General features: G+C 60.4%; 23 protein-coding genes. 22 read left to right on the plus strand and 1 reads right to left on the minus strand.

The window, feature by feature from the left end; genetic code table 11:
• Window positions 1-26: 26 nt before the first annotated feature.
• The 21 genes from BTUS_RS14365 to BTUS_RS14465 all read left to right on the plus strand — a co-directional run bounded on the left by BTUS_RS14365 (window position 27) and on the right by BTUS_RS14465 (window position 21421).
• Entirely contained in the window at window positions 27-956 is a 930-nt protein-coding gene (locus BTUS_RS14365; RefSeq protein ID WP_013076786.1) for a phosphoribulokinase, read from the plus strand.
• Between the two features lie 40 nt (window positions 957-996).
• On the plus strand, window positions 997-2031 hold the full coding sequence (gene gap, locus BTUS_RS14370; protein WP_013076787.1) for a type I glyceraldehyde-3-phosphate dehydrogenase: 1035 nt from the start codon (window positions 997-999) through the stop codon (window positions 2029-2031).
• Window positions 2028-3101 carry a class II fructose-bisphosphatase gene (gene glpX, locus BTUS_RS14375; RefSeq protein ID WP_013076788.1) on the plus strand — a complete coding sequence of 358 codons (1074 nt, stop codon included), beginning with the start codon at window positions 2028-2030 and terminating at the stop codon, window positions 3099-3101. The genes gap and glpX overlap by 4 nt, the downstream gene beginning before the upstream one ends.
• A 147-nt stretch (window positions 3102-3248) precedes the next feature.
• Window positions 3249-4685 (plus strand): form I ribulose bisphosphate carboxylase large subunit, encoded by a 1437-nt coding sequence (locus BTUS_RS14380; protein ID WP_013076789.1) that lies wholly within the window; start codon window positions 3249-3251, stop codon window positions 4683-4685.
• Window positions 4686-4737: 52 nt separating this feature from the next.
• A complete protein-coding gene (locus tag BTUS_RS14385; RefSeq protein ID WP_013076790.1) occupies window positions 4738-5169 on the plus strand; it encodes a ribulose bisphosphate carboxylase small subunit in 432 nt (143 codons plus the stop codon).
• A gap of 25 nt (window positions 5170-5194) precedes the next feature.
• On the plus strand, window positions 5195-6091 hold the full coding sequence (gene cbbX, locus BTUS_RS14390) for a CbbX protein (protein ID WP_013076791.1): 897 nt from the start codon (window positions 5195-5197) through the stop codon (window positions 6089-6091).
• Window positions 6092-6116: 25 nt separating this feature from the next.
• Entirely contained in the window at window positions 6117-7154 is a 1038-nt protein-coding gene (locus BTUS_RS14395) for an NAD(P)/FAD-dependent oxidoreductase (RefSeq protein ID WP_013076792.1), read from the plus strand.
• Between the two features lie 101 nt (window positions 7155-7255).
• Window positions 7256-9280 (plus strand): transketolase, encoded by a 2025-nt coding sequence (gene tkt, locus BTUS_RS14400; RefSeq protein ID WP_013076793.1) that lies wholly within the window; start codon window positions 7256-7258, stop codon window positions 9278-9280.
• Between the two features lie 5 nt (window positions 9281-9285).
• A complete protein-coding gene (locus BTUS_RS14405; RefSeq protein WP_013076794.1) occupies window positions 9286-10800 on the plus strand; it encodes a complex I subunit 4 family protein in 1515 nt (504 codons plus the stop codon).
• Window positions 10801-10881: 81 nt separating this feature from the next.
• Window positions 10882-11346, plus strand: a complete 465-nt coding sequence (rpiB, locus tag BTUS_RS14410; protein WP_013076795.1) for a ribose 5-phosphate isomerase B — start codon at window positions 10882-10884, stop codon at window positions 11344-11346.
• Window positions 11347-11423: 77 nt separating this feature from the next.
• Entirely contained in the window at window positions 11424-11792 is a 369-nt protein-coding gene (ndhC, locus tag BTUS_RS14415) for an NADH-quinone oxidoreductase subunit A (protein WP_013076796.1), read from the plus strand.
• Entirely contained in the window at window positions 11783-12316 is a 534-nt protein-coding gene (locus BTUS_RS14420) for a NuoB/complex I 20 kDa subunit family protein (protein WP_013076797.1), read from the plus strand. The genes ndhC and BTUS_RS14420 overlap by 10 nt, the downstream gene beginning before the upstream one ends.
• A complete protein-coding gene (locus tag BTUS_RS14425; RefSeq protein WP_013076798.1) occupies window positions 12306-12809 on the plus strand; it encodes an NADH-quinone oxidoreductase subunit C in 504 nt (167 codons plus the stop codon). Before BTUS_RS14420 ends, BTUS_RS14425 begins: the two co-directional genes overlap by 11 nt.
• Window positions 12806-13909: an NADH-quinone oxidoreductase subunit D gene (locus tag BTUS_RS14430; protein WP_013076799.1), complete on the plus strand. Its 1104-nt coding sequence runs from the start codon at window positions 12806-12808 to the stop codon at window positions 13907-13909. Before BTUS_RS14425 ends, BTUS_RS14430 begins: the two co-directional genes overlap by 4 nt.
• A gap of 2 nt (window positions 13910-13911) precedes the next feature.
• Window positions 13912-14916: an NADH-quinone oxidoreductase subunit NuoH gene (nuoH, locus tag BTUS_RS14435; RefSeq protein ID WP_013076800.1), complete on the plus strand. Its 1005-nt coding sequence runs from the start codon at window positions 13912-13914 to the stop codon at window positions 14914-14916.
• Window positions 14917-14982: 66 nt separating this feature from the next.
• On the plus strand, window positions 14983-15420 hold the full coding sequence (gene nuoI, locus BTUS_RS14440) for an NADH-quinone oxidoreductase subunit NuoI (RefSeq protein ID WP_013076801.1): 438 nt from the start codon (window positions 14983-14985) through the stop codon (window positions 15418-15420).
• Complete coding sequence (locus tag BTUS_RS14445; protein WP_013076802.1) at window positions 15405-15923, plus strand: NADH-quinone oxidoreductase subunit J; 519 nt, start codon at window positions 15405-15407, stop codon at window positions 15921-15923. Before nuoI ends, BTUS_RS14445 begins: the two co-directional genes overlap by 16 nt.
• A complete protein-coding gene (nuoK, locus tag BTUS_RS14450) occupies window positions 15920-16264 on the plus strand; it encodes an NADH-quinone oxidoreductase subunit NuoK (protein ID WP_013076803.1) in 345 nt (114 codons plus the stop codon). The genes BTUS_RS14445 and nuoK overlap by 4 nt, the downstream gene beginning before the upstream one ends.
• Window positions 16265-16282: 18 nt before the next feature.
• Window positions 16283-18181: an NADH-quinone oxidoreductase subunit L gene (gene nuoL, locus BTUS_RS14455; RefSeq protein WP_013076804.1), complete on the plus strand. Its 1899-nt coding sequence runs from the start codon at window positions 16283-16285 to the stop codon at window positions 18179-18181.
• Between the two features lie 160 nt (window positions 18182-18341).
• Window positions 18342-19823 carry an NADH-quinone oxidoreductase subunit N gene (locus tag BTUS_RS14460; protein ID WP_013076805.1) on the plus strand — a complete coding sequence of 494 codons (1482 nt, stop codon included), beginning with the start codon at window positions 18342-18344 and terminating at the stop codon, window positions 19821-19823.
• A gap of 452 nt (window positions 19824-20275) precedes the next feature.
• On the plus strand, window positions 20276-21421 hold the full coding sequence (locus BTUS_RS14465; RefSeq protein ID WP_013076807.1) for a hypothetical protein: 1146 nt from the start codon (window positions 20276-20278) through the stop codon (window positions 21419-21421).
• A gap of 696 nt (window positions 21422-22117) precedes the next feature.
• Here BTUS_RS14465 and BTUS_RS14475 read toward each other — a convergent pair.
• The gene (locus tag BTUS_RS14475) at window positions 22118-22420 is read right to left on the minus strand and encodes a hypothetical protein (RefSeq protein ID WP_013076810.1); all 303 of its coding nucleotides are present in this window, start codon (window positions 22418-22420) and stop codon (window positions 22118-22120) included.
• A gap of 183 nt (window positions 22421-22603) precedes the next feature.
• Here BTUS_RS14475 and BTUS_RS14480 point away from each other — a divergent pair, with 183 nt between their 5' ends.
• Entirely contained in the window at window positions 22604-24058 is a 1455-nt protein-coding gene (locus tag BTUS_RS14480; protein WP_013076811.1) for a sigma-54 interaction domain-containing protein, read from the plus strand.
• The last annotated feature ends 47 nt before the right edge of the window (window positions 24059-24105 follow it).

The raw sequence follows: 24105 nt of genomic DNA on the forward strand, positions 1-24105 counted from the left end.
ATTTATGATGTCAGGGGGGAGAGGCGATGCAGCGGAGACCCAAGGCCATTCTCATCGGGATCGCCGGCGATAGCGGAGCGGGAAAATCCACCTTTGTCGGGGAGTTGCGGGAGTTGATCGGTGCCGACCGAGTGATGACCATCTCCATCGACGACTACCATTCTCTGGATCGGCGGGAACGCAATCAAATCGGCGTCACCGCCCTCCACCCGTGGAAGGCGAACAACCTCGGCCTGCTCGTCGACCACGTTTGGCAGCTGAAGGCGGGCCGGACGATTCAAAAACCGATTTATGACCACAGCACGGGAACCATCGCCCCACCGGAGAATGTCACCCCCACAGATATCGTCCTCTTGGAGGGGCTGCACATCCTCTACTTGGAAAAATTGCGGGAAGCTCTGGATCTAAAAATCTATTTTGACACCGACACCCGGTTGCGGGTGCGTTGGAAGGTGCGCCGGGACCGGGAAACCCGGGGTTACACCGAGGAGGAGGTCCTGGCGGAAATCGAGCGGCGGAGAACCGATGTCGTCCGGTATATCGAACCCCAAAAGGCCTGGGCCGACCTGGTCATCAAGTACGTGCCGGATGACGACCGGGCTCCCACGGAAGATAACCCCGAGCCGATTAAAGTCCAGATCGCCGAACGCCTGCGCGGACCCAAGCGGCGGTTGGTCAAATGGCTTTCCCTCGGTTCCAGGTTCGGCTTGATCGAAGCGGTCCACTATTACGAAAATATCGTCGGCGAGGAGATGGAGGTTGCCGATATCCAGGGCAAGACCGCACCGACCTCCATGAGCGCGCTGATGGAGATGATCAGCGACACGGCCCATCTCAAGGAAAAGATGAACGAGCGGGATTACGACCCCATTCGAGTCACCCAGTTCCTCGTTGCGAACATGATCATGGAGCTGGCCTACGGGCGGCAAGGCATCCAAGGCGCATGGGCGAATTGACCACGAAAACTGACTCACAAAAGGACAGGAGGGTAAGCGAATGAGCATCCGAGTGGGGATCTCCGGGATGGGGAGGATCGGACGACTGGTGCTCCGGGCTTTGGACTCCCGGCCGGAGCTCGACGTCGTAGCGGTGAATGCGACGACCGACCCGGCGACCCTCGCCCATCTCATCAAATACGACAGTGTACACGGCCGGTTTCCCGGGGAAGTGGTGGCGGACGGCGACGGCATCCGCCTGAACGGTCGCTGGATTCGCGTCGTGTCGGACCGCGACCCGCTCCGTCTGCCCTGGGGCGAGCTCGGCGTCGAAATCGTGCTGGAGGCGACGGGCAAGTTCACCACCCGGGAAGCGGCCGCGGCCCATCTGGAGGCCGGAGCGCGGAAAGTGATCATCACCACCGCCGCCAAGTCTGACGATCTCATGGTGGTCTACGGCGTCAATCACGAACTGTATGATCCCGAAAAACACCACATCATCTCCAGCTCTTCCTGCACCACCAACTGCTTGGCCCCGATCATCGCCGTTCTCCAGGATGCCTTCGGGATCGTGGAAGGCGCCATGACAACGGTGCACAGCTTTACGGGCGACCAGCGCAGCCTGGACAACCCGCACAAAGACCTTCGTCGGGCCCGGGCTGCCAGCCAGTCCATCGTGCCCACCACCACCGGGGCCGCCCGGGCGATCGGAAAGATTTTCCCAGAACTGGCCGGCCGGTTAAACGGCGTGTCCATTCGGGTACCGACCCCGAACGTATCCCTGGTGGATTTGGTCGCGACCCTACAAGAGCCGGCTGACGTAGAAATGATCAACCATGTGTTCACCGAGGCCGCCCGGGGACGCCTCCGGGGCATTCTCCAGGTGTCCTTCGAACCGCTGGTGTCATCGGACTATATCGGGGATGCCCACTCCTGTGTCGTCGATGCCCTTTCCACCATGCTCATCGGCGAGCGCACGGTCAAAATCCTCGGCTGGTATGACAACGAAATGGGCTTTGCCCATCGCATGGTGGACCTGATGGAGTATGTTGGACTGCGGAACAAAGTCGCTTATCCGGTGGGGGATCAAACATGACGAAACCCGAAGACGCCACCCTGTGGCAAGATGGTCAGTTGCGGGCGCTCACCATGGAGATGGCCCGGGTGACCGAGGCGGCGGCTCTGGCCGCGGCGCGGTGGCTCGGGCGGGGGGATAAGTGGCATGCGGACGATGCGGCGACCAAAGCCATGCGGGAAGTGTTGCGGGAGATCGACGTCGACGGCACGGTGGTCATCGGTGAAGGGGAACTCGATGAGGCCCCAATGCTCTATATCGGCGAGGATGTCGGTAGCGGCGCGGGTCCCCGGGTGGACATCGCCGTAGACCCTTTGGAGGGGACGAACATCCTCGCCCGGGGGGAAGGCGGGGCGATCGCCGTGATCGCGGCCGCACCCCGAGGGGCACTGCTTCACGCCCCGGATATGTACATGGACAAAATCGCCGTTGGACCCCGGGCCCGGGGCCACGTCCACCTGGACGCCCCCGTCCGGGACAATATCCGGGCCGTGGCCAAAGCCCTCGACAAGCGGGTGGAAGATGTGGTGGTGGTGCTTCTCGATCGGCCGCGGAATGAGCCCATCCTGGAGGAGATCCGCAACCTGGGCGCCCGGGCCCGACTGATTCGGGACGGCGACGTCAGCCCGGCCCTCGCCACTTGTGACGAACGCTCCGGGGTCGATATGCTCCTCGGCCGGGGCGGGGCGCCGGAAGGCGTGATCAGCGCCGTGGCGCTTAAATGCCTGGGCGGGGATTTCCAGGGCCGCCTGGTGCCCCAACACGAAGAAGAGCTGGCCCGGATGGCATCCATGGGGATCCAGGACCCGGCGCGGGTGTTGATGCTGAAGGATCTGGTCAAGAGCGAAGATGCGCTCTTCGCGGCCACGGGCATCACCGATGGCGCCCTCCTGCAAGGCGTGCGCTTTCTGCCCGGGGAGACCGCTTTGACCCACACCATCGTCGCCCGGGCTTGGACCCGGACGGTGCGGGAGATTCACGGGCGCCATCACCTGCCGAGCAAGCCTGCCCCCTATCGAGGCGAGCAGGACTCCCCATCCTCGAGAATCCCAAAGGGCACCCCAACCCCAGTGGAAGCCGGGGACGCATAAGCGGACGCTTATCAATATCCAGAAAGATCGCTATTAGTCAAGGAAAAAGGTTCTCTTTATAATGAGAGCCAAAAGAGCCACACCAGATATTCCTCCTCCACTGGGAACAAGTCCCGGGGATACCAATAAAGGGGTGAGATAACGACCGTGGAACAGGATGTGAAAAAACGCTGGGCCTCCGGGGTCATCCCGTATAAAGAAATGGGATATTGGCAGCCGGATTACGAGGTGAAAGATACGGACGTCATCGCGGCCTTCCGGGTGGTTCCCCAAGAAGGGATCGATCCGGAAGAAGCGGCCGCGGCGGTGGCCGGAGAATCCTCCACCGCCACTTGGACCGTGGTGTGGACCGATCGACTGACAACGTACGAACATTACCAAGGAAAAGCGTTCCGGGTCGATCCCGTCCCCGGAACCGACCAGTACATCGCCTATATCGCCTATGACATCGATCTGTTCGAAGAAGGCTCCATTGCCAACCTGGCATCGTCGATCATCGGCAATGTTTTCGGGTTCAAGGCCCTCAAGAGCCTCCGGCTGGAGGATATGCGCATCCCGCTGCACTACGTGAAGACCTTCCAGGGGCCGGCCCACGGGATCGTCATGGAGCGGGAGATGCTCAACAAGTACGGCCGCCCGCTCCTGGGGGCGACGACCAAGCCGAAGCTCGGGTTGTCGGCGCGCAACTACGGCCGGGTTGTTTACGAGGCGCTGCGGGGCGGGCTCGATTTTGTCAAAGACGACGAGAATATCAACTCTCAACCGTTCATGCGCTGGCGGGACCGCTTCTTGTACGCCATGGAAGCTGTGCACCGGGCGATGGCGGAAACCGGCGAGATCAAGGGGCACTATTTAAACGTCACCGGGGCGACGATGGAGGACATCTACGAGCGGGCGGAATTCGCCAAGGAGCTGGGAAGCGTCATCGTGATGATCGACCTGACCGTCGGTTACTCGGCGATCCAATCCCTGGCAAAGTGGGCCCGGCGCAACAGCGTCCTTTTGCACCTGCACCGGGCGGGGCACAGCACCTTCACCCGGCAGAAAACCCACGGGGTGTCCTTCCGGGTGATCGCCAAATGGATGCGCCTCGCCGGGGTCGATCATCTGCACGCCGGTACCGTGGTGGGAAAACTGGAAGGGGACCCGAACATCACCAAAGGGTACTATCAAACTCTGCGCGGGATGAAATACGACGCCGATCCGCGGCTCGGGCTCTTGTTCGAGCAGGACTGGGGTTCGATGCCCGCGGTCATGCCCGTGGCTTCGGGCGGAATCCACGCCGGCCAAGTGCATCAATTGATCGACCTGTTCGGTGAAGATGTTATTTTCCAGTTCGGCGGCGGGACCATCGGGCACCCCATGGGCATCGCAGCCGGCGCCACGGCCAACCGGGTGGCCATCGAAGCGATGATTCAGGCGCGGAACGAAGGGCGGGATATCCTGCGGGAAGGACCCGAAATTCTGGAGAAAGCGGCCAAATGGTCTCCGGAGCTCCGGGCGGCGTTGGAAGTGTGGAAAGACGTGACCTTCAACTACGCCTCCACCGATACTCCGGATGTCGTCGCCACCCCGACGTTCTAAACCGGGGAGACCCGCGAAGCCACATGACCATTTGGAGAGGAGAGGCGGCACCATGAGCCATTTCCGACTGACACAAGGGACATTTTCCTATTTACCCGACTTCAGCGATGAAGAAATCGCTAAACAAGTCGAATATTCGATACAAAATGGCTGGGCGATCAGTATTGAATTCACCGATGATCCGCACCCAAGAAATGTGTACTGGGATATGTGGGGACTGCCGATGTTCGACATCCAGGACGCCGCGGCGGTCCTGACGGAACTCCGGGCCTGCCGCACCGCGTATCCGAATTGCTACATCCGGCTGAACGCCTACGATCGCAGCTACGGCCGGCAAACGACAGCCCTTTCTTTCATCGTGCAGCGTCCCAAAGAAGACCCTGGATTCCACGTCATTCGCCAAGAAAAAAGTGATCGCCAGATCCGCTACACGTTGACCAGTTATGCCACGGACCGGCCCAAAGGCGCTCGGTTTGATTCCTGAAGACAGCGGCGAAGGAGGAAGGACAATGGCGGAGGTCGAATCCCCGCAGGTCGATCTGCACGAAATCGCAAAAGAAACGGCCATCTATGAGGTGCTCGATCAGTTGGACCGCGAACTGGTCGGACTGCGGCCGGTCAAGACGAAGATTCGCGAGATCGCCGCCCTTCTGCTGGTGGACCGCATGCGCAAACAGGTCGGACTGAAGACACCTCCTCCCTCCCTGCACATGTCCTTTACCGGCAACCCGGGAACGGGCAAGACCACCGTCGCCCTGCGGATGGCCGATATCCTGCACCGCCTCGGGTACGTGCGAAAGGGTCACATGGTGGCCGTCACTCGGGATGATCTGGTCGGCCAGTACATCGGGCACACGGCGCCCAAAACCAAAGAGGTGCTCAAACGGGCCATGGGCGGCGTGCTGTTTATCGATGAAGCCTACTACCTCTATCGGCAGGAGAACGAGCGGGACTACGGTCAAGAGGCGATCGAGATTCTCCTCCAGGTGATGGAGAATCAGCGGGAGGATGTGGTGGTCATCTTGGCCGGATACAAAGACCGCATGGAGCAGTTCTTTAAATCGAACCCGGGAATGAGCTCGCGCATCGCGCACCACATCGAGTTTCCCGATTACACCCTGGACGAATTGATGGACATTGCGAAACTGATGCTGGCCGATATGGGGTATCGCCTCAGTCCTGCGGCGGATCGGGCATTGCGGAGTTATATCGAACGGCGAAAACAGATGCCCCGTTTCGCCAATGCCCGCAGCGTGCGAAACGCCCTGGACCGGGCCCGGCTCCGCCAGGCCAACCGCCTCTTTGCCCGGCCGTGCACCTGTTCGGTCGAGGACCTGATGACCATCGAGGAAGAAGACATTACGGCGAGCCGGGTCTTGCAGCAGAGCCAGGCCGGCGCCACCTAAACTGACGAAGATCGGGAAGGTGAGAATGGGAATGGACATTCACCACGCCGCGGAACAAACCGACGTCGCTGTGATCGGGGGCGGCCCCAGCGGCTTGTTTGCGGCATTCTACTGCGGGATGCGCGGACTTTCCTGCAGGGTGATCGAGAGTCTGCCTCAGTTGGGCGGCCAATTGACCGCCCTGTACCCAGAAAAGTTTATTTATGATGTGGCGGGGTTTTCGAAAATCCGGGCCGGGGATCTGATCGAGCGCCTCAAAGAGCAAATGATGCAGTTTGAGCCGGATATTCGCCTGTCTGAACAGGTTCTGAAACTCGAAAAACTGGATGAGCGCCTCTTCGCCCTCCACACGACCAAAGGGATGCACACCGCCAAGGCGGTTATCATCTGCGGCGGGATCGGCATGTTCACGCCGCGCAAACTCCCGGCCGCCGAAGCCGCGGATTTTGAAGGACGGGGCATCGATTATTTGATGCAAGAGACGGAGGCCTATCGCGACAAGCGGGTGCTGGTGGTCGGCGGCGGGGATTCGGCGGTGGATTACGCGCTCATGCTCGAACCCGTGGCCCGGCAGGTCACCCTCATTCATCGCAGGGATCAATTCCGGGCGCACGAGCACAGCGTCAGGCGGCTGCACGACAGCTCCATCAACGTTCACGTGTTCACCGAACTCCAGGCGATTCACGGCGGGGACCGGGTAGAAGGAGCCACGCTTCTCAACAACCGGACCAAAGAAACCCGGGAGATCGCTGTGGATGTCATTCTCAGCGGCCTTGGCTTCAGCGCCTCCCTTGGCCCCATGAAGACCTGGGGGCTCAAGATCGAGGGGAATGAAATCGTCGTCAACAGCCGGATGGAGACCAACGTTCCCGGGGTGTTCGCGGTGGGGGACATCAATACCTACCCGGGAAAGGTAAAATTGATCGTCGCCGGTTTTGGCGAGGCGACGATCGCGGTCAACCACGCAAAAACGTATATCGATCCCAGCGCCCGCACCAACCCGGGCCACAGCTCCAGTCGCACCGATATGCCCGTGGACCGCGTGGTGACCGGGTCGCGGTAATCCGTTTGGCAGGCGTCGGACTCGGGGGACTCGGCACCACAACCCGAGTCCCGCGCCAATTCGGTATCCAAAATCCCCGGTGATAAGGAGGGAGGGCGCGCATGAGCGCCATCGAGACGAAAACTCTCCAGCAAAAGGCGATATCCGCCCTGCGCGTCCTGTCGATCGATGCGATCGAAACCGCGCGTTCGGGACACCCCGGCCTGCCCATGGGGGCCGCGCCGATGGCCTACGCGCTCTGGGTCCACCACCTGCGCCACGACCCGGGCGACCCGGAGTGGCCCGATCGCGACCGCTTCATCCTTTCCGCCGGGCACGGCTCCGCCCTGCTCTACAGTTTGCTGCACCTGACGGGCTATGATCTCTCTCTGGAGGAGCTCAAGCAATTCCGCCAATGGGAAAGTCGAACGCCCGGACACCCGGAGTACGGTCACACTCCGGGGGTCGAGGCCACCACCGGTCCCCTGGGGCAGGGAATCGCCATGGCCGTGGGGATGGCCATGGCTGAGCGCCATCTGGCCGCGCGGTTCAACCGGCCGGGGTTTCCCATCGTCGACCACTACACCTACGTGTTGGCAAGCGACGGGGACCTGATGGAGGGCGTGTCCCAAGAGGCCTCCTCCCTGGCGGGCCACCTCAAACTCGGGAAATTAATCGTGCTTTACGATTCGAACGGCATTTCCCTGGACGGCAGCACCTCCCTGGCCTTTACCGAAAACGTGCGTCTTCGCTACGAAGCGTACGGGTGGCACACCCTGCTCGTCGAAGACGGCAACGACGTCGACGCCATTCTGGGGGCGCTGGAGGCGGCGAAAGCTGTGACAGATCGGCCGAGCTTGATCGAAGTGCGCACGGTGATCGGCTACGGAAGCCCGACCTTGCAGGGAACATCCCGGGTGCACGGGGCTCCCCTCGGGCCGCAGGAAATACAGCGCACCAGGGAGTTCTACAGATGGGATTTTCCCCCATTCCACATCCCTGAGGACGTCCGGGATCATTTTCTCGAAGTCCGGAACCGGGGCCGCCGGGCGTCCGCGGCCTGGCGGGAGATGTTTGCCGCCTATCGCCAGGAACATCCGGATCTTGCCACACAATTCGAAGAGGCTTGGCGGGAAGGGCTCCCATCGGGTTGGGAAGAGGCCCTGCCCCGGTTTCCCGACGGCGGACCGGCCATGGCCACCCGGGACGCCTCCCACCTGGCGATCCAAGGTATCGCCCAAAGGGTCCCGTGGTGGATCGGGGGGTCGGCGGATCTCGCCTCCTCCAATAAGACGGCCATTGCCGATGAGCCGGCCTTCGGACCGCCTGACTACAGCGGGCGAAACATCTGGTTCGGCGTGCGGGAACACGCCATGGGGGCCATCCTGAACGGCATGGCCCTTCACGGAGGACTCCGGGTGTTCGGAGCGACCTTCCTGGTCTTCTCCGATTACATGCGCCCGGCGATGCGCCTCGCGGCCCTCATGGGTCTGCGGGTGGTTTACGTCCTCACCCACGACAGCCTGGCCGTGGGAGAAGACGGCCCCACCCACCAGCCCGTGGAACACCTGGCCGCTCTACGGGCGATCCCCGGGATGACCGTCTTCCGCCCCGCCGACGCCCGGGAGACAGCGGCAGCATACCGGTATGCCCTCGACCGGGCGGGCGGGCCCACGGCCATCGTGTTGACCCGCCAGGCCCTGCCCCTTCTTCCCCGGGGGGACGATGCCGAAGAAGACATCTACGAGGAAGTGGCCCGGGGCGCTTACATCGTGGCCGACTCTCCCGATCCCCAAGCGATCTTGATCGCCACCGGATCCGAGGTCCACCTCGCCTTGGCGGCCCACCGGGCTCTCGCTGAGGCGGGCATTCCCACCCGGGTCGTCAGCATGCCGAGTTGGGAGCGCTTCGAAGCGCAAACCGAGGCGGAGAAAGACCGGATCCTGCCCCCTCACCTGGAGGCCCGGGTGGCCGTCGAGTTGGGGCGGTCTTTGGGGTGGGAGCGATACGTGGGAAAAGGCGGGCGGATCCTGTCCGTCGATACCTTTGGCGCCTCGGCCCCGGGCGAGGTCGTCGTGGAGAACTATGGGTTTACCGTTGAACATGTCATCGAGGCGGTGCGGACCGTCATCGAAGAAAGGGGGTGAAGGCGGTGACGCACGTCCTGTCCCTCCTCCTCGCCCTGCCCCTTGTGGGTATGTTGATCGTCGCCGGGATTCCCCGGGAAAAAACCACGGCGATTCGCGCTGTCGGGATCGCTGTGTCCAGCTTGGCGTTTGTACTGTCCCTTGCGATCTGGTTCCAGTTTGACCGCGGTTTGGGAACCCTGCAGTTTACCGAGCACGGGCAATGGTTTACCTTTCCCCTGCCCGGCCTGGAGCCCATCCAGTCCGGACCGTCGGTCATCCTGGTGAGAGTCGGCTACGACCTCGGGGTCGACGGATTGTCGTTGCCCCTGTTGGCGATGTCCACCCTCGTGGCGGCGGCGGCCATGGTGGCCTCCTGGCGCACGGTGGAGCGGGTCAAAGCCTACACCCTGTGGTTCCTTGTGCTCGAAACCGGGGTAAACGGCATTTGGACCGCCCAGAACCTTCTTTTATTCTTTATATTTTTTGAATTAGCGTTAATCGCCTTGTTTTTCCTCGTCGGGATTTGGGGGAATGAGGGGAGGGTGCGGGCGGCATATGAACTGCTGCTTTACAACGGTCTGGGCTCCCTGGTGATGCTCATCGTATTTGTGGCTCTTTTTCTCGCAACGGGCACCTATGACGTCCGGGAGATCCGGGCCGCTTTTGAGCGGCAGGCCCTGCCTCCCGGGGAGCAAATGTGGCTCGTCATCGGTCTTCTGGTGGCCTTCGGGATTAAGCTGCCGATTTTCCCTTTTCATACCTGGGTAAAAAATGTTCATCCCGCCGCATCGGCCCCGGTGTCGATGATGCTTTCCGGCGTCTTGCTCAAAGTGGGCGCCTACGGGCTCATCCGGTTTGCCCTCGGGTTTTTCCCGGATACCTTTGCCCGTCTCGCCCCGCTCCTGGTGGCCCTGGGGCTGATCAATGTGTTTTACGGCGCCCTCTTGGCCTTTGTCGATCGCGATTTTAAAAGGATCATCGCTTACTCCAGCATCAGTCAAATGGGCATCGTCCTGCTCGGCCTGGCCGCCCTGAACCCGATCGGCCTGCTCGGCGCCCTTTTTCAACTCGTGTCCCACGGTTTGATTTCGGCGCTTCTCTTTTTCCTGGCCGGGTTGACCTACGCCGAGACTCACACTTCCTCCCTGGATCGGCTGAGTGGACTCGGGGCGCGCATGCCCAGGACAGCCGGTTTCCTGATGTTCGCCGCCTTGGCCTCCCTGGGCGTGCCGCTCCTGTCCGGATTCGTGGGCGAGTGGCTGGCACTGTTGGGCTTGTTCACCACCCCTTTTCGGCCCTTTGCAATAATAGGAGCCTTGTCCATCGTCGCCAGCGCGCTCTATATCTTACGGGCGGTGATGCGGGCGATGCACGGGCCCCTGCCCGATGCGCTCGCTCACGCGCAGGACGCCCGTTCTGTCGATATGGCGCCAATTGCCGCCCTGTCCCTGGGGATCGTCCTTCTGGGCGTGTTTCCGTATCTCATGGGGGATCTGGCCCATGCGTCCCTGGCGGCCATAGCAGCCTTGCCCTCCTGAGCGCCCGAGGACAGGATATGAAGTTTCTGGACGGCGACCATCGGAACCTGGGCTGGACACTTATTGATGGAGGTGATGGAGATGCGGGTGGCCATCGGATCCGACCACGCGGGATTCGCATTAAAGACTTCCATCCATTCGCTGCTCGTCGACGAGCTCGGCGTGGAGGTCGTCGACACGGGGTGCACCGATTGTCAGCATGGAAAATCTGTCGATTACCCGGACTATGCCCTTCCCGTCGCCAAGATGGTGGCCCGGGGAGAAGTGGATCGGGGAATCCTCATCTGCGGCACGGGCATCGGAATGTCCATCGCCGCCAACAAAATCAAGGGCATCCGGGCCGCCCTGGTGCACGACCTGTTCACCGCCCGGGCCGCCCGGGAGCACAATGACGCTAACGTCCTCGCCTTGGGCGGCCGACTCATCGGCCCGGACATTGCCCGGGAAATCGTCCGCCTCTTTATCACGACGCCCTACAGCGGGGGGCGCCACGATCGGCGCTTGGACAAAATCGCCCAAATCGAGCAGTCCCTCGCGTCCCCATAGCCCGGGATGATCCAGGCGGAGTCAGTCCCCGGGAATGGAGCCGGGAGGCGCATTTTCCAGCAGAGGAGGATGAGGCGGTGTCCCAGTCCTACGTCACCAGCGTGCTTCTCATCGCACTTTTCGTCGCCATTGGCGTCGGTCTGCCCATCGTCGCCTTTTCCCTGAGCCGTCTCTTGCGACCGCACCACGCCTATCGCGAAAAGGGCGAGACCTACGAAAGCGGCAACCTCACCGTCGGCACCAGCTGGGTTCGCTTTCACGTGAAATATTATTTGTTCGCCCTGTTGTTCGTGGTGTTCGATGTCGAGACGCTTTTCCTGTATCCCTGGGCGGTCGCCTATGACGCCCTGGGCACCTTCGCCCTGGCGGAAGTGGGGATCTTTCTCTTTATCTTGGTGTTCGGTTTGTACTACGCATGGCGACAGGAGGTGCTGGAATGGAAGTGAAAGGGTTTCCCCTTGAAGGGGTCGGACAGCTGGAGGAGAAGGAGCTTGAGCGCAACGTCGTGTTGACGACTTTGGAGAAAGTCAAAGCTTGGGCGCGATCGAATTCCATGTGGCCCCTCTCCTTCGGCCTGGCCTGTTGTGCCATCGAGATGATGGCCACCAGCGGCTCCCATTACGACGCGGACCGCTTCGGCGTCTTCTTTCGTGCTTCGCCCCGGCAGGCCGATCTCATGATCGTCTCCGGCACCGTCACCAAGAAGATGGCGCCCCTACTCCGCAGGCTGTACGACCAAATGGCCGAGCCGCGCTGGGTGATTGCCATGGGGAGTTGCGCCACGGCGGGCGGCCCTTACGTGCGCTCGTACAGCGTGGTCAACGGGGTGGATCAAATCGTTCCGGTGGACGTGTACATCCCGGGATGTCCCCCCAGCCCCGTCGCGCTGATTTATGGACTTAACAAACTCCAGGAAAAAATTCGTTACGAAGCCCGCACGGGAAGGAGCGTGGTCGAGGATGGCCTATGATCCCCAAGCCCTCCAAGACCACTGGGGAGAAGCCTTGGCCCGGGACCTGGAAACCGTCTTTGGGCCCCACGCCCTGGAGGACGCCCGGGTGGCCGATCATATGTACAAGGCGGCGAAGCTCGATGTCGTCCCGGAGCGGTGGCTGCCAGTCGCCCAGTATCTGCGCAACACCCCGGCGTGGTCGTTCGATTATTTGAACGACCTGCACGCCGTCGACCTGGGGGGAGAGTTTCGGGTCAACTACTTTCTGGAGTCGTTCACTCATGGTCACATGCTCGCCGTCAGTGTAACGGTGCCCCGGGATAACCCCCGGGTGCCCTCGGTAACCGAGATTTGGCCCACGGCGGATTGGCATGAACGAGAAGCCTACGACCTGTTCGGCATCCTCTTCGTCGGACACCCGAATCTCAAGCGGATTCTTCTGCCCGAGGACTGGGAGGGCCATCCGCTGCGCAAGGACTACGCGCCGAAGGATAAGGAGGTGAAACAATGATCCGGACCGACGAGCTCCTGCTGAATGTGGGGCCCCAGCACCCCAGCACCCACGGCGTGTTTCGCCTCATCGTCAAAATCGACGGAGAGACGATCATCGAAGCCACGCCGGTAATCGGGTATCTCCACCGGGGCACCGAAAAACTGGCCGAGGACTTGATGTACACCCAGATCATTCCATACACCGATCGCATGGACTACGTCTCCGCCATGCTCGGGAATTATGCTTACGTACACGCCGTGGAGACCCTCATGGAGATCGAGGTGCCCGAGCGGGCCGAATACTTGCGGGTCATCGCCATGGAGCTCAACCGCATCGCCAGCCACCTCGTCTGGTTCGGCACGTACCTGCTGGATCTCGGCGCCATCACGCCCTTTCTCTACGCTTTCCGGGAGCGGGAGAAAATCCTGCAGTTGTTGGCGGAGCTGTCGGGTTCCCGGATGACCTACAGCTATATGCGGATTGGAGGGGTGAAATGGGATGTGCCCGACGAGGGCTGGCTGGGACGGTTGGACGCCTTCCTCGACGCCTTCTCCGGAGCCCTGGAAGAGTTTCACGATTTGGTCACGGGCAATGAGATCATCCAAGCCCGTTTAAAAGGAGTGGGCAAATACGACGCCGCCACAGCCATCGCCTACGGTCTGACCGGAGTGAATCTGCGGTCGACGGGGGTGAACTACGACGTGCGCCGGGCGAAACCCTATTCCATTTACAACCGTTTCGCCTTTCATGTTCCCACCCGGGAAGAGGGCGACCTGTGGGCGCGCTACTGTCTGCGCATGGAGGAGATGGAACAGTCCCGGCGGATTGTCAAACAGGCGGTCGCCCAATTTCCCTCCGGCGGCGACATCGTCGCAAAGCTGCCAAAGGTCCTGCGGGCACCGGCCGGGGAAGTCTACACCTCGGTGGAATCCACCCGGGGAGAGCTGGGGGTTTATATTCGCAGTGAAGGCGGGCCCAAGCCGTACCGGGTGCATTTTCGCCGCCCGTCCTTCGTCAATCTGCAGATTCTGCCCCGCCTCCTCGTGGGAGAGCACATCGCCAACATGGTGGCGATCATCGGGGGAATTGACGTCATTATGGGGGAGGTGGATGCGTAACGATGCGCGAGTGGCTCCAAGCGCCGCCGACGTGGGAAACGTGGCTCGGCTACGTCGTCGCCAGCCTCCTGCTCCTCGGGTTCGGTCTCTTTTTCGTCACGTATTCGATCTTCGTGCAGCGAAAACTTCTCGGCTGGATGCAGAGCCGGGTCGGGCCAAACCGGGTGGGGCCCTGGGGGCTGCTGCAGACCGTGGCCGATACGCTCAAGCTGTTGGTCAAGGAAAATGTTCAACTGAACAAAGCGGACCGGGTGCTATTTATCATCGCGCCCATCATCGCCTTTGTGCCGGCTTTCGTGGTCCTGGCCGTCATCCCGTACACGTCCTCGCTGGTCTTTTCGGATTTTAACGTAGGGCTGTTGTTGTATTTCGGGATCGCCGGCCTATCGACTCTCGGGGTGATCACCGGAGGTTGGGCCTCGAATAACAAATGGTCATTGATTGGAGCCATGCGCGCGGCGGCGATGATGATCAGTTACGAGATTCCGCTGGTGCTCGCGGTCCTCGGCGTGGTCCTTTTGAGCGGCTCTCTCAATCTCTCGCACATCGTCGAAGCCCAGGCTAGGAGCCACTGGTTCATTCTGCCGCAGATCCTGGGGTTTGTGATTTTCTTTATCGCCTCCCTGGCCGAGCTCAACCGCACGCCCTTCGATTTCAGCGAGGCGGAATCGGAGCTCATCGCCGGGTACCAGGTGGAATACAGCGGTTTTCGATTCGCATTTTTCATGCTCGGGGAGTACTTGTATCTGTTTGCCATGGGCTCTTTGACGGCGGTGCTCTACTTTGGAGGATGGCTCCCGCCCCATCCCGCCCTGGCCTTCGTGCCGGGAATCGTGTGGTTCTTGCTCAAAGCCCTGTTTTTCGCCTTTGTCCCCTTTTGGCTCCAGGCAACCCTGCCCCGGATGCGCATCGATCTGTTGATGACCATGTCCTGGAAGGTGCTGTTGCCCCTGGCCCTGGTGAACCTGGCCCTGACCGTCGGTTTGAAAACGATCTCGGTGGCCTGAGACGGGAGCCCTGGATGACCTGAAAAGAGGAAATCGGCAATCCCAACCCAAGCAGAGGTGAGTGCGATGTTTGGCGGCGGTGTGCTGAAAGGTTTGACCGTGACCCTGAAAGAGATGATCCGTCCGAAGGTCACGACTCGCTATCCCGATGAGACGTACACCTTCCCGAACCGTTTTCGTGGTATTCAAAAATTGTATCCGGAAAAATGTATTGTCTGCAATCAGTGTGCCATGGTTTGCCCCACCCAGTGCATCACGATCCGGGGCAAGCCCCATCCCGACCCGGCCAAAAAGGGGAAAGTGCTGGAAACTTTCGAGATTCACTTCGACACCTGCATTCTGTGCGATCTGTGTACCGAGGTGTGTCCCACCGAGGCCATCGTGATGACCAACCAGTTTGAATTGGCGGAATACACCCGGGATGCCCTGCAGAAAGATATGACCTGGCTCACAGAAAATCCCGCCGAGGCCCGGGAGGTGAATCTGCCGTGGCGCAAAACGTAATCACCTTTTTTCTCCTGGCGGGCGTGGCCATTGCCGGCGCCTTCTTGATGTTTCGATCGAAGCGGATCGTGCACATGGTCCTCTCCATCGCCCTGTCCTTTTTGAGCCTGGCGGGGTTGTTCGCGGTGCTGGGCGCGGAATTTTTGTTCGTCGCGCAGCTTATCGTCTACAGCGGGGCGATCACCATTTTAGCGGTGTTCAGCATTATGTTGACCCGTCATGAGCCGGCGGGGCCCGCCGTCGGCGCCGCGGGTTTCAAGCGGTGGTTCCGGTTGGCGGTGCCCCTGGGGTTGTTCGCGCTGCTCGCCTGGATCATCCTGGACACGCCGATCGCGGTCGGGCAACTCACCGAGGTCATCGGGCCGATGAACATGGCCGAAGCTCTGTTTGCGCCGCGTTACCTGCTGTCCTTTGAACTTCTCGGGGTTTTGCTCCTGGTCGCCCTGGTCGGGGCGATCGTAATGGCCAAGGAGGAGATGGAGAAAGTCGGTGATCGCCGGTGATTGGACTCCAACACTATTTGCTTTTGGCGGCTCTTTTATTCGCCCTGGGCCTGTACGGAGCGCTCACCAGGCGCAACACGGTTATCGTGCTGCTCTCGATTGAACTGATGCTGGGGGCCGCCAACCTCAATCTCGCGGCTTTGGGTTCGTTTCTGCATGGAGGGGGTTCGCCAGCGGCCGGAGCCCTCTCCGGGAACGCCGCCAGCCAATTGTTCGTTCTTTTTAACATCGCCATCGCCGCCGCCGAAGTCGCGGTCGGGGTGGCCATCCTGATTGCCCTCTACCGCCTGCGGGAATCGGTGGAGGTCGACACGTTCGATTCGTTAAAAGATGGGCCCTGACGGGGACCCGAGGTTCTGATGACGGGGGTGGAAGACGTGGTTCATCCGGAGTGGTGGCCGTGGTGGGTAATTGCTTTCCCCGCTGCTTCTTACGGGCTCCTGGTCCTGTTCGGCCGTAAGCTGAACCGGGGAAGCGCATGGCTTGGCAGTGCCGCGACCCTGGCCGGGCTTTGCGTCTCCCTCGCCCTCGCCCAGCGGGTGTTCACCGGCGGCACCGTGGAGTCGGTCCCGATGAGATGGCTTTCGGTGGGGGATGTCACCCTGAGCCTGGCGTTTGAGGTGACCCCTCTCAGCGCTCTGATGATTCTCATCGTGACGTTGGTCGGTTTTCTCGTTCATGTCTACAGTTACGGCTATATGAAGGGCGAGCGGCGGTTTTCGTCCTTCTACCAACATTTGAGCCTGTTTATGTTTTCGATGCTCGGGCTGGTGATGGCCAGGGACCTGCTGTCGGTGTTTATCTTTTGGGAACTCGTCGGCGTCACCTCCTTTTTGTTGATCGGATTCTACTACGCCCGGCCCGAAGCCCGGCGGGCGGCCCAAAAAGCGTTTTTCGTGACGCGGCTCGGGGATGTGGGCCTGTTTGTGGCCATGCTGTACGCCTTTCAGACCACGGGCGGCTTGGCGTGGTCGGATCTGTTTGCCCACCTCGAAAGCGGAGCTCTCGCCCCGGTGCAGGCGGCGACCCTCGCCAGTTTGATCTTTGTCGCCGCGGCGGGCAAGTCCGGGCAGTTCCCCCTTCACGTGTGGCTGCCCGACGCCATGGAAGGGCCGACCCCGGTTTCCGCCTTGATTCATGCGGCGACCATGGTGGCCGCGGGCGTGTTTCTGGTGGCCCGGGCCTATCCGCTGTTTACTGCGGCACCCGAGGTGATGGAGGTGGTGGCCTGGGTGGGAGCCGGGACGGCGTTCTTGGCGGCGGTCCTGGCCCTGGTTCAGGATGATCTCAAGCGGGTTCTCGCCTACTCGACGGTGAGCCAGTTGGGCTATATGATGCTTGCGTTGGGGGTGGGGGGCTACGGGGCGGCGCTGTTTCATTTGACCACCCATGCATTGTTTAAAGCGCTCTTGTTTCTGGCGGCCGGGAGTCTGTATCCCATTGTCGGCACCTACGATATGCGGGCGATGGGGGGGCTGTGGAGACAGGCGCCCTTTGTCGGGTGGTCCTTCTTGATCGGCATGCTCGCGCTCATCGGACTGCCGCCCCTCTCGGGATACTTTTCCAAGGAGGCGATCCTGGCCCACGTCTACGGCCACAATCTCGGATTGTTTCTTCTGGCGGTGGTGACCGTTGCCCTGACGGCCCTGTACATGGGCAGGGCCTTTATGCTCGTCTTCGTCGCCCGGCGGCCGGTTCTGCAGCCGGGACGATGGGCTCCGGCGGTGCGGCTTCCCGTGTCGATGGCCGTACCCGTGGCGTTGCTGGCTCTTTTGGCGCTGACGGCCGGCGCCTTGGAGACGCCGCAAGCGCCGGTGATCAGCCGCTGGGTGGCCGGCGATTTCCCGGCCCCGGTCCGGTCGAGCCCCGGGTGGATCAGTCCGGTGGTTGTCGCCGTGGGACTCTTGGCCCTTCTGCTGGTCTATTTTTGGTTCAGAACGAGCCGCATGGGCCGGTGGCAGGCCCGGCGGGAGGTGGCCGCAGCCAGCGCCTGGGCGACGCCCCTGAACCATCGGCTGTTTATCGACGCTTTTTACGAGCGGGTGCTCCTCGGGCTGTACCGGTCCCTGGGGCGGGTGGCGGCCGGGGTGGAACGGTTCCTGCTCGAGGGCCTCGTGCACCTCGCCGCCTGGGTGGCCCGGGGGCTGGGCCGGGCGTTGTCCCGGCTGGAAAATGGGCAGGTCCAGGGGTACAACGCCGGCGCCCTTTTCGTGCTGGGCGCACTGCTTCTGGCCTATGTGTGGCTTCGCCTGGCCTAGGCCGGGCGCCCGCCGGCGAGGTCCCGCTGCAGAACGCTGCAGAAGTGGATGAAAAAGTGCGGGTCCGGCGGCGAGCCTGGGATCCAAAACCCAAGATCCCGGGCCGCCCCAACCCCCGACCACATCGGGTTCATCCAGAATCATGAGAGGAGGTGCGGTGATGCCGACAGCCAATCTTTGGTCTCTGCCCTGGTCCATGCTGTGGCCTGAGACGGTGGTTTTACTCGGTGCAATGGCCGCTTTGGTCCTGCGCCGGGTCGCTTTTGAATCGGCGGTGCTTGCGATCGTGCTCAGCTTGTGGCTGCGCTTCGGCATCCCTTCGCACCCCGGGAGCTTTGCCGGAGCCTTTCGGGTGGACGGTTTCACTTTGCTTTTTCAGGCGTTGGTTTTGGTGGGGACGTTGATGCTGCTCGTCTTGGCCCGCCGCTCTCTCGGGGTCCCCGCCGAACGGCGCCCGGAGTACGCCTCGCTTTTCTTGTTTGCGGCCCTGGGCGGGATGGTCCTGGCCGGGGCCACGGACCTCGTGCTCCTTTTTGTGGGCTTGGAGACGCTGTCGATCGCTTCCTATATATTGGTGGGGATGAGAAAAGGGAACCGCGCCTCTGCCGAGGGGGCGATGAAATATATTTTGAGCGGCGCCACGGCGACGGCGGTCTTCCTGTTCGGCGCATCCTACCTTGTGGGATGGACGGGGGCCACCGATCTCGGCGAGATCGGGCGTCGCCTGGCCGACCCGGCTCCGGGGGAGGTGGCCGGGCCCCTGCTCACCGTGGGATTCATGTTCGTGCTGGCCGCCCTGTCGTTCAAGATTGTAAGTCTTCCTTTTTATATGTGGGCGCCGGACGTCTACCAGGGGGCGCCGATCGCCGTGACGACCTTTCTCGCGGCGGTCTCCAAGACTGCGGGATTCGCGGCATTGGCGCGGATCGTCGAAGGGGTCCTGGCGGCGCCGGGCGGCCCCGGCTCTCCCTTTTGGCACGAGATGAGCACCGTGCTGGCCATCCTGGCAGCAGCCTCCATGGTCGCGGGGAATGTGATCGCCCTGCGGCAGAAAAATACGAAGCGGCTGCTGGCTTATTCGAGCATCGCCCACGCGGGATATCTGCTGATTCCCCTCGCCGCGTTCAACGCCATGACGTTTCAGCAACTGGCCTTTTATCTGTGGGCCTATCTGTTGATGAATGTCGGCGTTTTCGCGGTGCTCGACCAGGTGGCCCGGGCTCACGGCAGCACCGACATGGCGGCCCTGAACGGCCTGTCCCGGCGCTCGCCCTTGCTCACCGCCGCCCTGACGGTCCTCGTGCTCTCCCTGGCCGGAATGCCGCTGACCGCCGGATTTTTTGCCAAATGGTACGTGCTCACCGGGGCATTGGCCGGAGGCAAGGGGTGGCTCGGGTTTGTGTTGATCGCCACCACCGTCGTCTCGTATGCGTATTATTTTCACCTCCTGCGCCACGCCTGGAGTCGGGCCGAGGAGGAGTTGCCCCCCCTTCGGGTTTCCTGGCCCGTGGGGGCGCTGGTGGTGGTGGCCGCAGGGTTGACGCTGTTGATCGGCGTGTTCCCCGGCCAGTGGCTGGGCGGTCTGCAGCAAATGATGGACGCGGTGCAGGGAACCGCAACCTTTGGCTTTGAAACGAGGTAGTCGAGGGGCTTCGCGGGCGGCGGCGGACAGCGGCTGCCCGCCCCCGGCCCCCGGGCCGGGCCGGCTGTACCCTAGAAGAAGAACATCGGCGTACAATATGTCCGGACGAGAAAAACGGGGTGAGGCATGAACAGAGCAATCGACACATTGCCGTTTTGAAAGACCTTTTTGAGTCTATCCAGTCCCTCCCTGTGCCCCCGCTCGGCAATGTTATCGCCTTTCCCCACCCCGAGGTGGTCATCAAGGGGGTTAAACCCACTGGCGCTTATCTGGTCCGAATGGATCGTCTGCGCGATTTTATCGATCGCACCCGCTCCTTAAAACCATACACTGCAACGTTGCAATCGTCTCTTGCCCGCGGTAATTTTTTATTATATAATTTTAGGGGATGACTGGTCCCAAATGACTGTAGCCGACAGTTTCGAAAGTCCAAAACGGCTGGGGGGATCGCCGTGAGCTTAGAGATTATATTGCGTCCGCGACTGACTGGACGCCGCTTTGAGGAGCACGGCATCCCCTTAGAGTTGTTTAAAGATTTTGTCGCCTTAGAAGAAATGATCGTGGAAGTTGCAAAATATCATTATTTGAAGGACCATCCCGAACGTCAGCGTGTTCCACGCGGCTTTACCGACGGCGTAACTCTGAAGTTGCTCAAGGTAGACAAAGGTAGCGCTGTACCGCTCATAGCCGTTACCCAAACAATCCCCGAGCAACTGACCCTATTCCCTATAGCACCTACAACCATCACTTACCTTAAACGGGCCATAGAAACCATCACCAAAGTCATTGACGAGTCATCGAACTCAGAGGCCGTTCGAAAACGTTTGCCTGAAAAGTTCTTGGGATATTTTGATCGGATTGGTCGGAGTCTTCGAGAAGATGAGGCCATTGAATTCCCCCTCGAAGGGGAAAACCGATGCGCAAGGTTGACCCTCGAAACCCGGAAAAAGTTAATCCAGGCTTCCCACAGTAAAGAACTGACCAATGAAATTCAGTTGCGCGGCATGGTGCCTGAGGTCGATAAGGACTTGAATACGTTTCATGTACAGCTTGTGGATGGTAGCAAGGTCAAAATCCCACTGGCCATGCAATACCGAGACGCTGTATTGGAGGCGTTCAACGGATACTCGAACCGTGTACGCATCTTGGTTCAAGGCATTGGGAAGTTTCGACTCGACGGCAAGTTGGTAGGTGTCGAATCGGTGGAACATGTCACCCTTCTTGATCCCCTCGACGTGCGTGCAAGACTCGAAGAGCTCGCCGCCCTCGAGGACGGCTGGCTGGACGGTGAGGGAAAGAAACTGGACAGTTCCGGACTTCGCTGGTTTGGGGAGCGTTTCTCTCAGCTTTTCCCAGAAGACTTGCCTTTGCCTTACGCCTACCCGACTGTCGAAGGAAATCTTCGACTTGAGTGGACCTTCGGGACACGGGAAGTCTCTCTTGAAGTGATGTTGGACGATCACCTTGGCCAGTGGCACGTGTTGGACGTGGACACTGACGACGAAGACTCCCGCCAACTGAACTTGGATGAAGACCGAGATTGGACATACGTTTTTTCCAACCTAAAGCAATATGACGTGAAAGGAACTGATCAATGAACGACCGTACTCTGCTGTATCGCCAAGTTCACCCATCATGGGTTCAACATGGAAGGCCCAGCTCTCAGACGTTTAAACCCACCCCAAAAGATAACAAACGTTTATCCGTCTACGATGGTGATATGATCACACCATCGAGGGCTTGGGAGCATTACACCTCACACCTTGGACTGGCTTCCGTCGGAGTGGTCTCGGTCACGGTGAGTGAGTGCACTGCTTTGGAACTATACGTCATCTCCGATCCTATACCCTTTCCCGAGCATGCAATCATCGATTTCTCCGAGTATTCGGCCTCGGCTGCTGAGAAAAAGGCCAAAAAGCTGGCGCATCTGGCAAATGCCAGGGGGTGCTGCCATCGCCCCGATCCGGCCCCGTGAGCATAGGTGGACTTACACTGATAAGCGTGCCTGTCAGCCGAGCTGCACACTGATCGGCACGTGACGTCTTTCCGCCCCGTGTGGTCAGAAGGGATCGGACGCCACTCAGGGGCCGCCCCTGCTGAATGGTGACATTCGAGGCATACGTTACCCTCGCGCCCCCATATCAACATCAGACATTTCGTGCATCCCTCACACACCCCAACTCTCAGCCACATCCACCATCTCCCGAATACTCTTCGCCAACTGCTCCTCCATGTGGTCGAGGGATTGCCCTGGACGCATCTTCGCCCCTCCCTCTCACTTTCTGCCGCTCCCATCATAAACGTATCGCCCCCCCCCCCCCCCGACGGAACACCGTCTTCGGCCGGCGCCTGACCGATATCTCGTCATCCGCCTCCCAAAAAATAACTCCACATCGCCGGAACACGGCGGCTAACCTTCGTGAAACATAGGTGTCCAAATCGGGCGCGGGGGCAGATTCCTCCCGCACGCCGACGGAGTCGTCCGCAACATCCCCGAGAGCTGCATCGCCGGTGTGCGCAGCAAGAGCAGCGCGGACAGGAGCAGCGAAGGCGGTACCGGTGAGAGCCGGGATCAACAGCAAAAAATGGATTTTCATCAATCATCCACCGCTGTGTCTCTTTTGCTTGTCAAGACCGCTTTCTAACGTACCCCTCCATCCGGAGGTCGAGCGGCGAAATATAGGATATTCGGCCCGTCTGCCCTGGTTTGCGATGACGACTACATGCTATATTTTAAAATGTGGCGGTGTATGTTGTGTACGGGAGGTCCGGGTAAAAACATGAAAGAGGAACAATCTTATGTAAGGATTCTGGAGAACCGTATCCAGGAATTAGAAATGGTCTTCCAGTCTTCCCATGACGAAATTTTCGTCACGGATGAGCACGGCGTCTGCATCCGTGTCAACCCGGCGTGCGAGCGCCATTACGGATTGGCAGGCATTGAGTTGGTGGGACGAAATGTTTTTGACATGGAGCGGGAAAAAATCTTTTACCCCTCGGCCACCCGGTTGGTCCTCGAACAAGGAAATCCCGTGACCCTGATTCAGTCGACCGGCACCGGAAAGCGTCTGCACGTGACTGCCAACCCTGTGTTCGACAAGGACGGGAAGTTAATCCGTGTGGTTTCCAATTCCCTGGACATCACCGAGATCCTCACCCTAAAACAACAACTCGAAGAGATGGAAAAAATGATCGAATCTTACAACGCGCAACTCCGGCAATATCAAAGACACGCCGGGTTCACCGGCGACGGACTGGTGGCCAAAAGCAAACCGTTCCAAAACGCCCTCCAGATCCTTCGCAGAGTGGCCTACGTAGATACGACCGTGCTCTTGCTCGGCGAATCGGGAGTGGGCAAATCCGAGGTCGCCCGTTGGCTGCACGAACAGAGCGACCGTCGCGCTCACCCATTTATCGAATTGAACTGCGCCGCCATCCCCCCCGCGCTCTTTGAATCGGAATTGTTCGGTTATGAGCCCGGCGCATTTTCGGGCGCATTGAAATCCGGACAGCTCGGCCTGTTGGAACTGGCCGACAAAGGCACGCTTTTTTTGGACGAGGTGTCCGAACTCCCGTTGGAGCAGCAAACAAAACTTCTCCAGGTCGTCCAGAACAGGACCTTCCGACGGGTGGGCGGAAGGGAAATCAGACGGGTAGACGTCCGGTTCATCGCAGCAACAAACGAGGACCTGCCATACCTCGTAGAAAAGGGCCGGTTCCGGAAAGATCTGTTCTATCGCCTGAGCACCATCCCGGTCCACATTCCCCCTCTGCGCGAACGCCCGGAAGATTTGATCGAGATGATCTTTCTGTTTATGGACAGGATCAACAGGAAGTACAATTTTAAAAAAGTTCTATCTCCGGATGTGATCAAACAGTTGCTCGAGTACGACTGGCCCGGCAACGTGCGGGAACTGCAAAATGTCTTGGAGCGTCTTGCCGTCACGTCCGATTCGGACTACATTCGGACGGTCCCCCTCCACGCCACCTTGCACAAAGGTGTGGACAAAAACCCGCCGGGAAAAGAAACGACGTACGGGTTCCGGGAAATCGACCGCTTGAAGTCACTCGTCGAGGATTCCCACCTCCAACTGGAAAAACTTGTGGCTGAATTTGAGTCGGCGGTCATCGCCCACCTGATGAAAGAATTGCGATCTACCCGAAAAGTGGCTCTCCGGCTCGGCGTCAGTCAGAGCACCATCAGTCGAAAATGCAGAAAATATGGACTGCAGTGATGCGTCCCCGACTCACCCCTGCACGGGTGCAACGGCCCGGATGGCCA

This window comes from Kyrpidia tusciae DSM 2912 (assembly GCF_000092905.1).
Classification (GTDB): Bacteria; Bacillota; Bacilli; order Kyrpidiales; family Kyrpidiaceae; genus Kyrpidia; species Kyrpidia tusciae.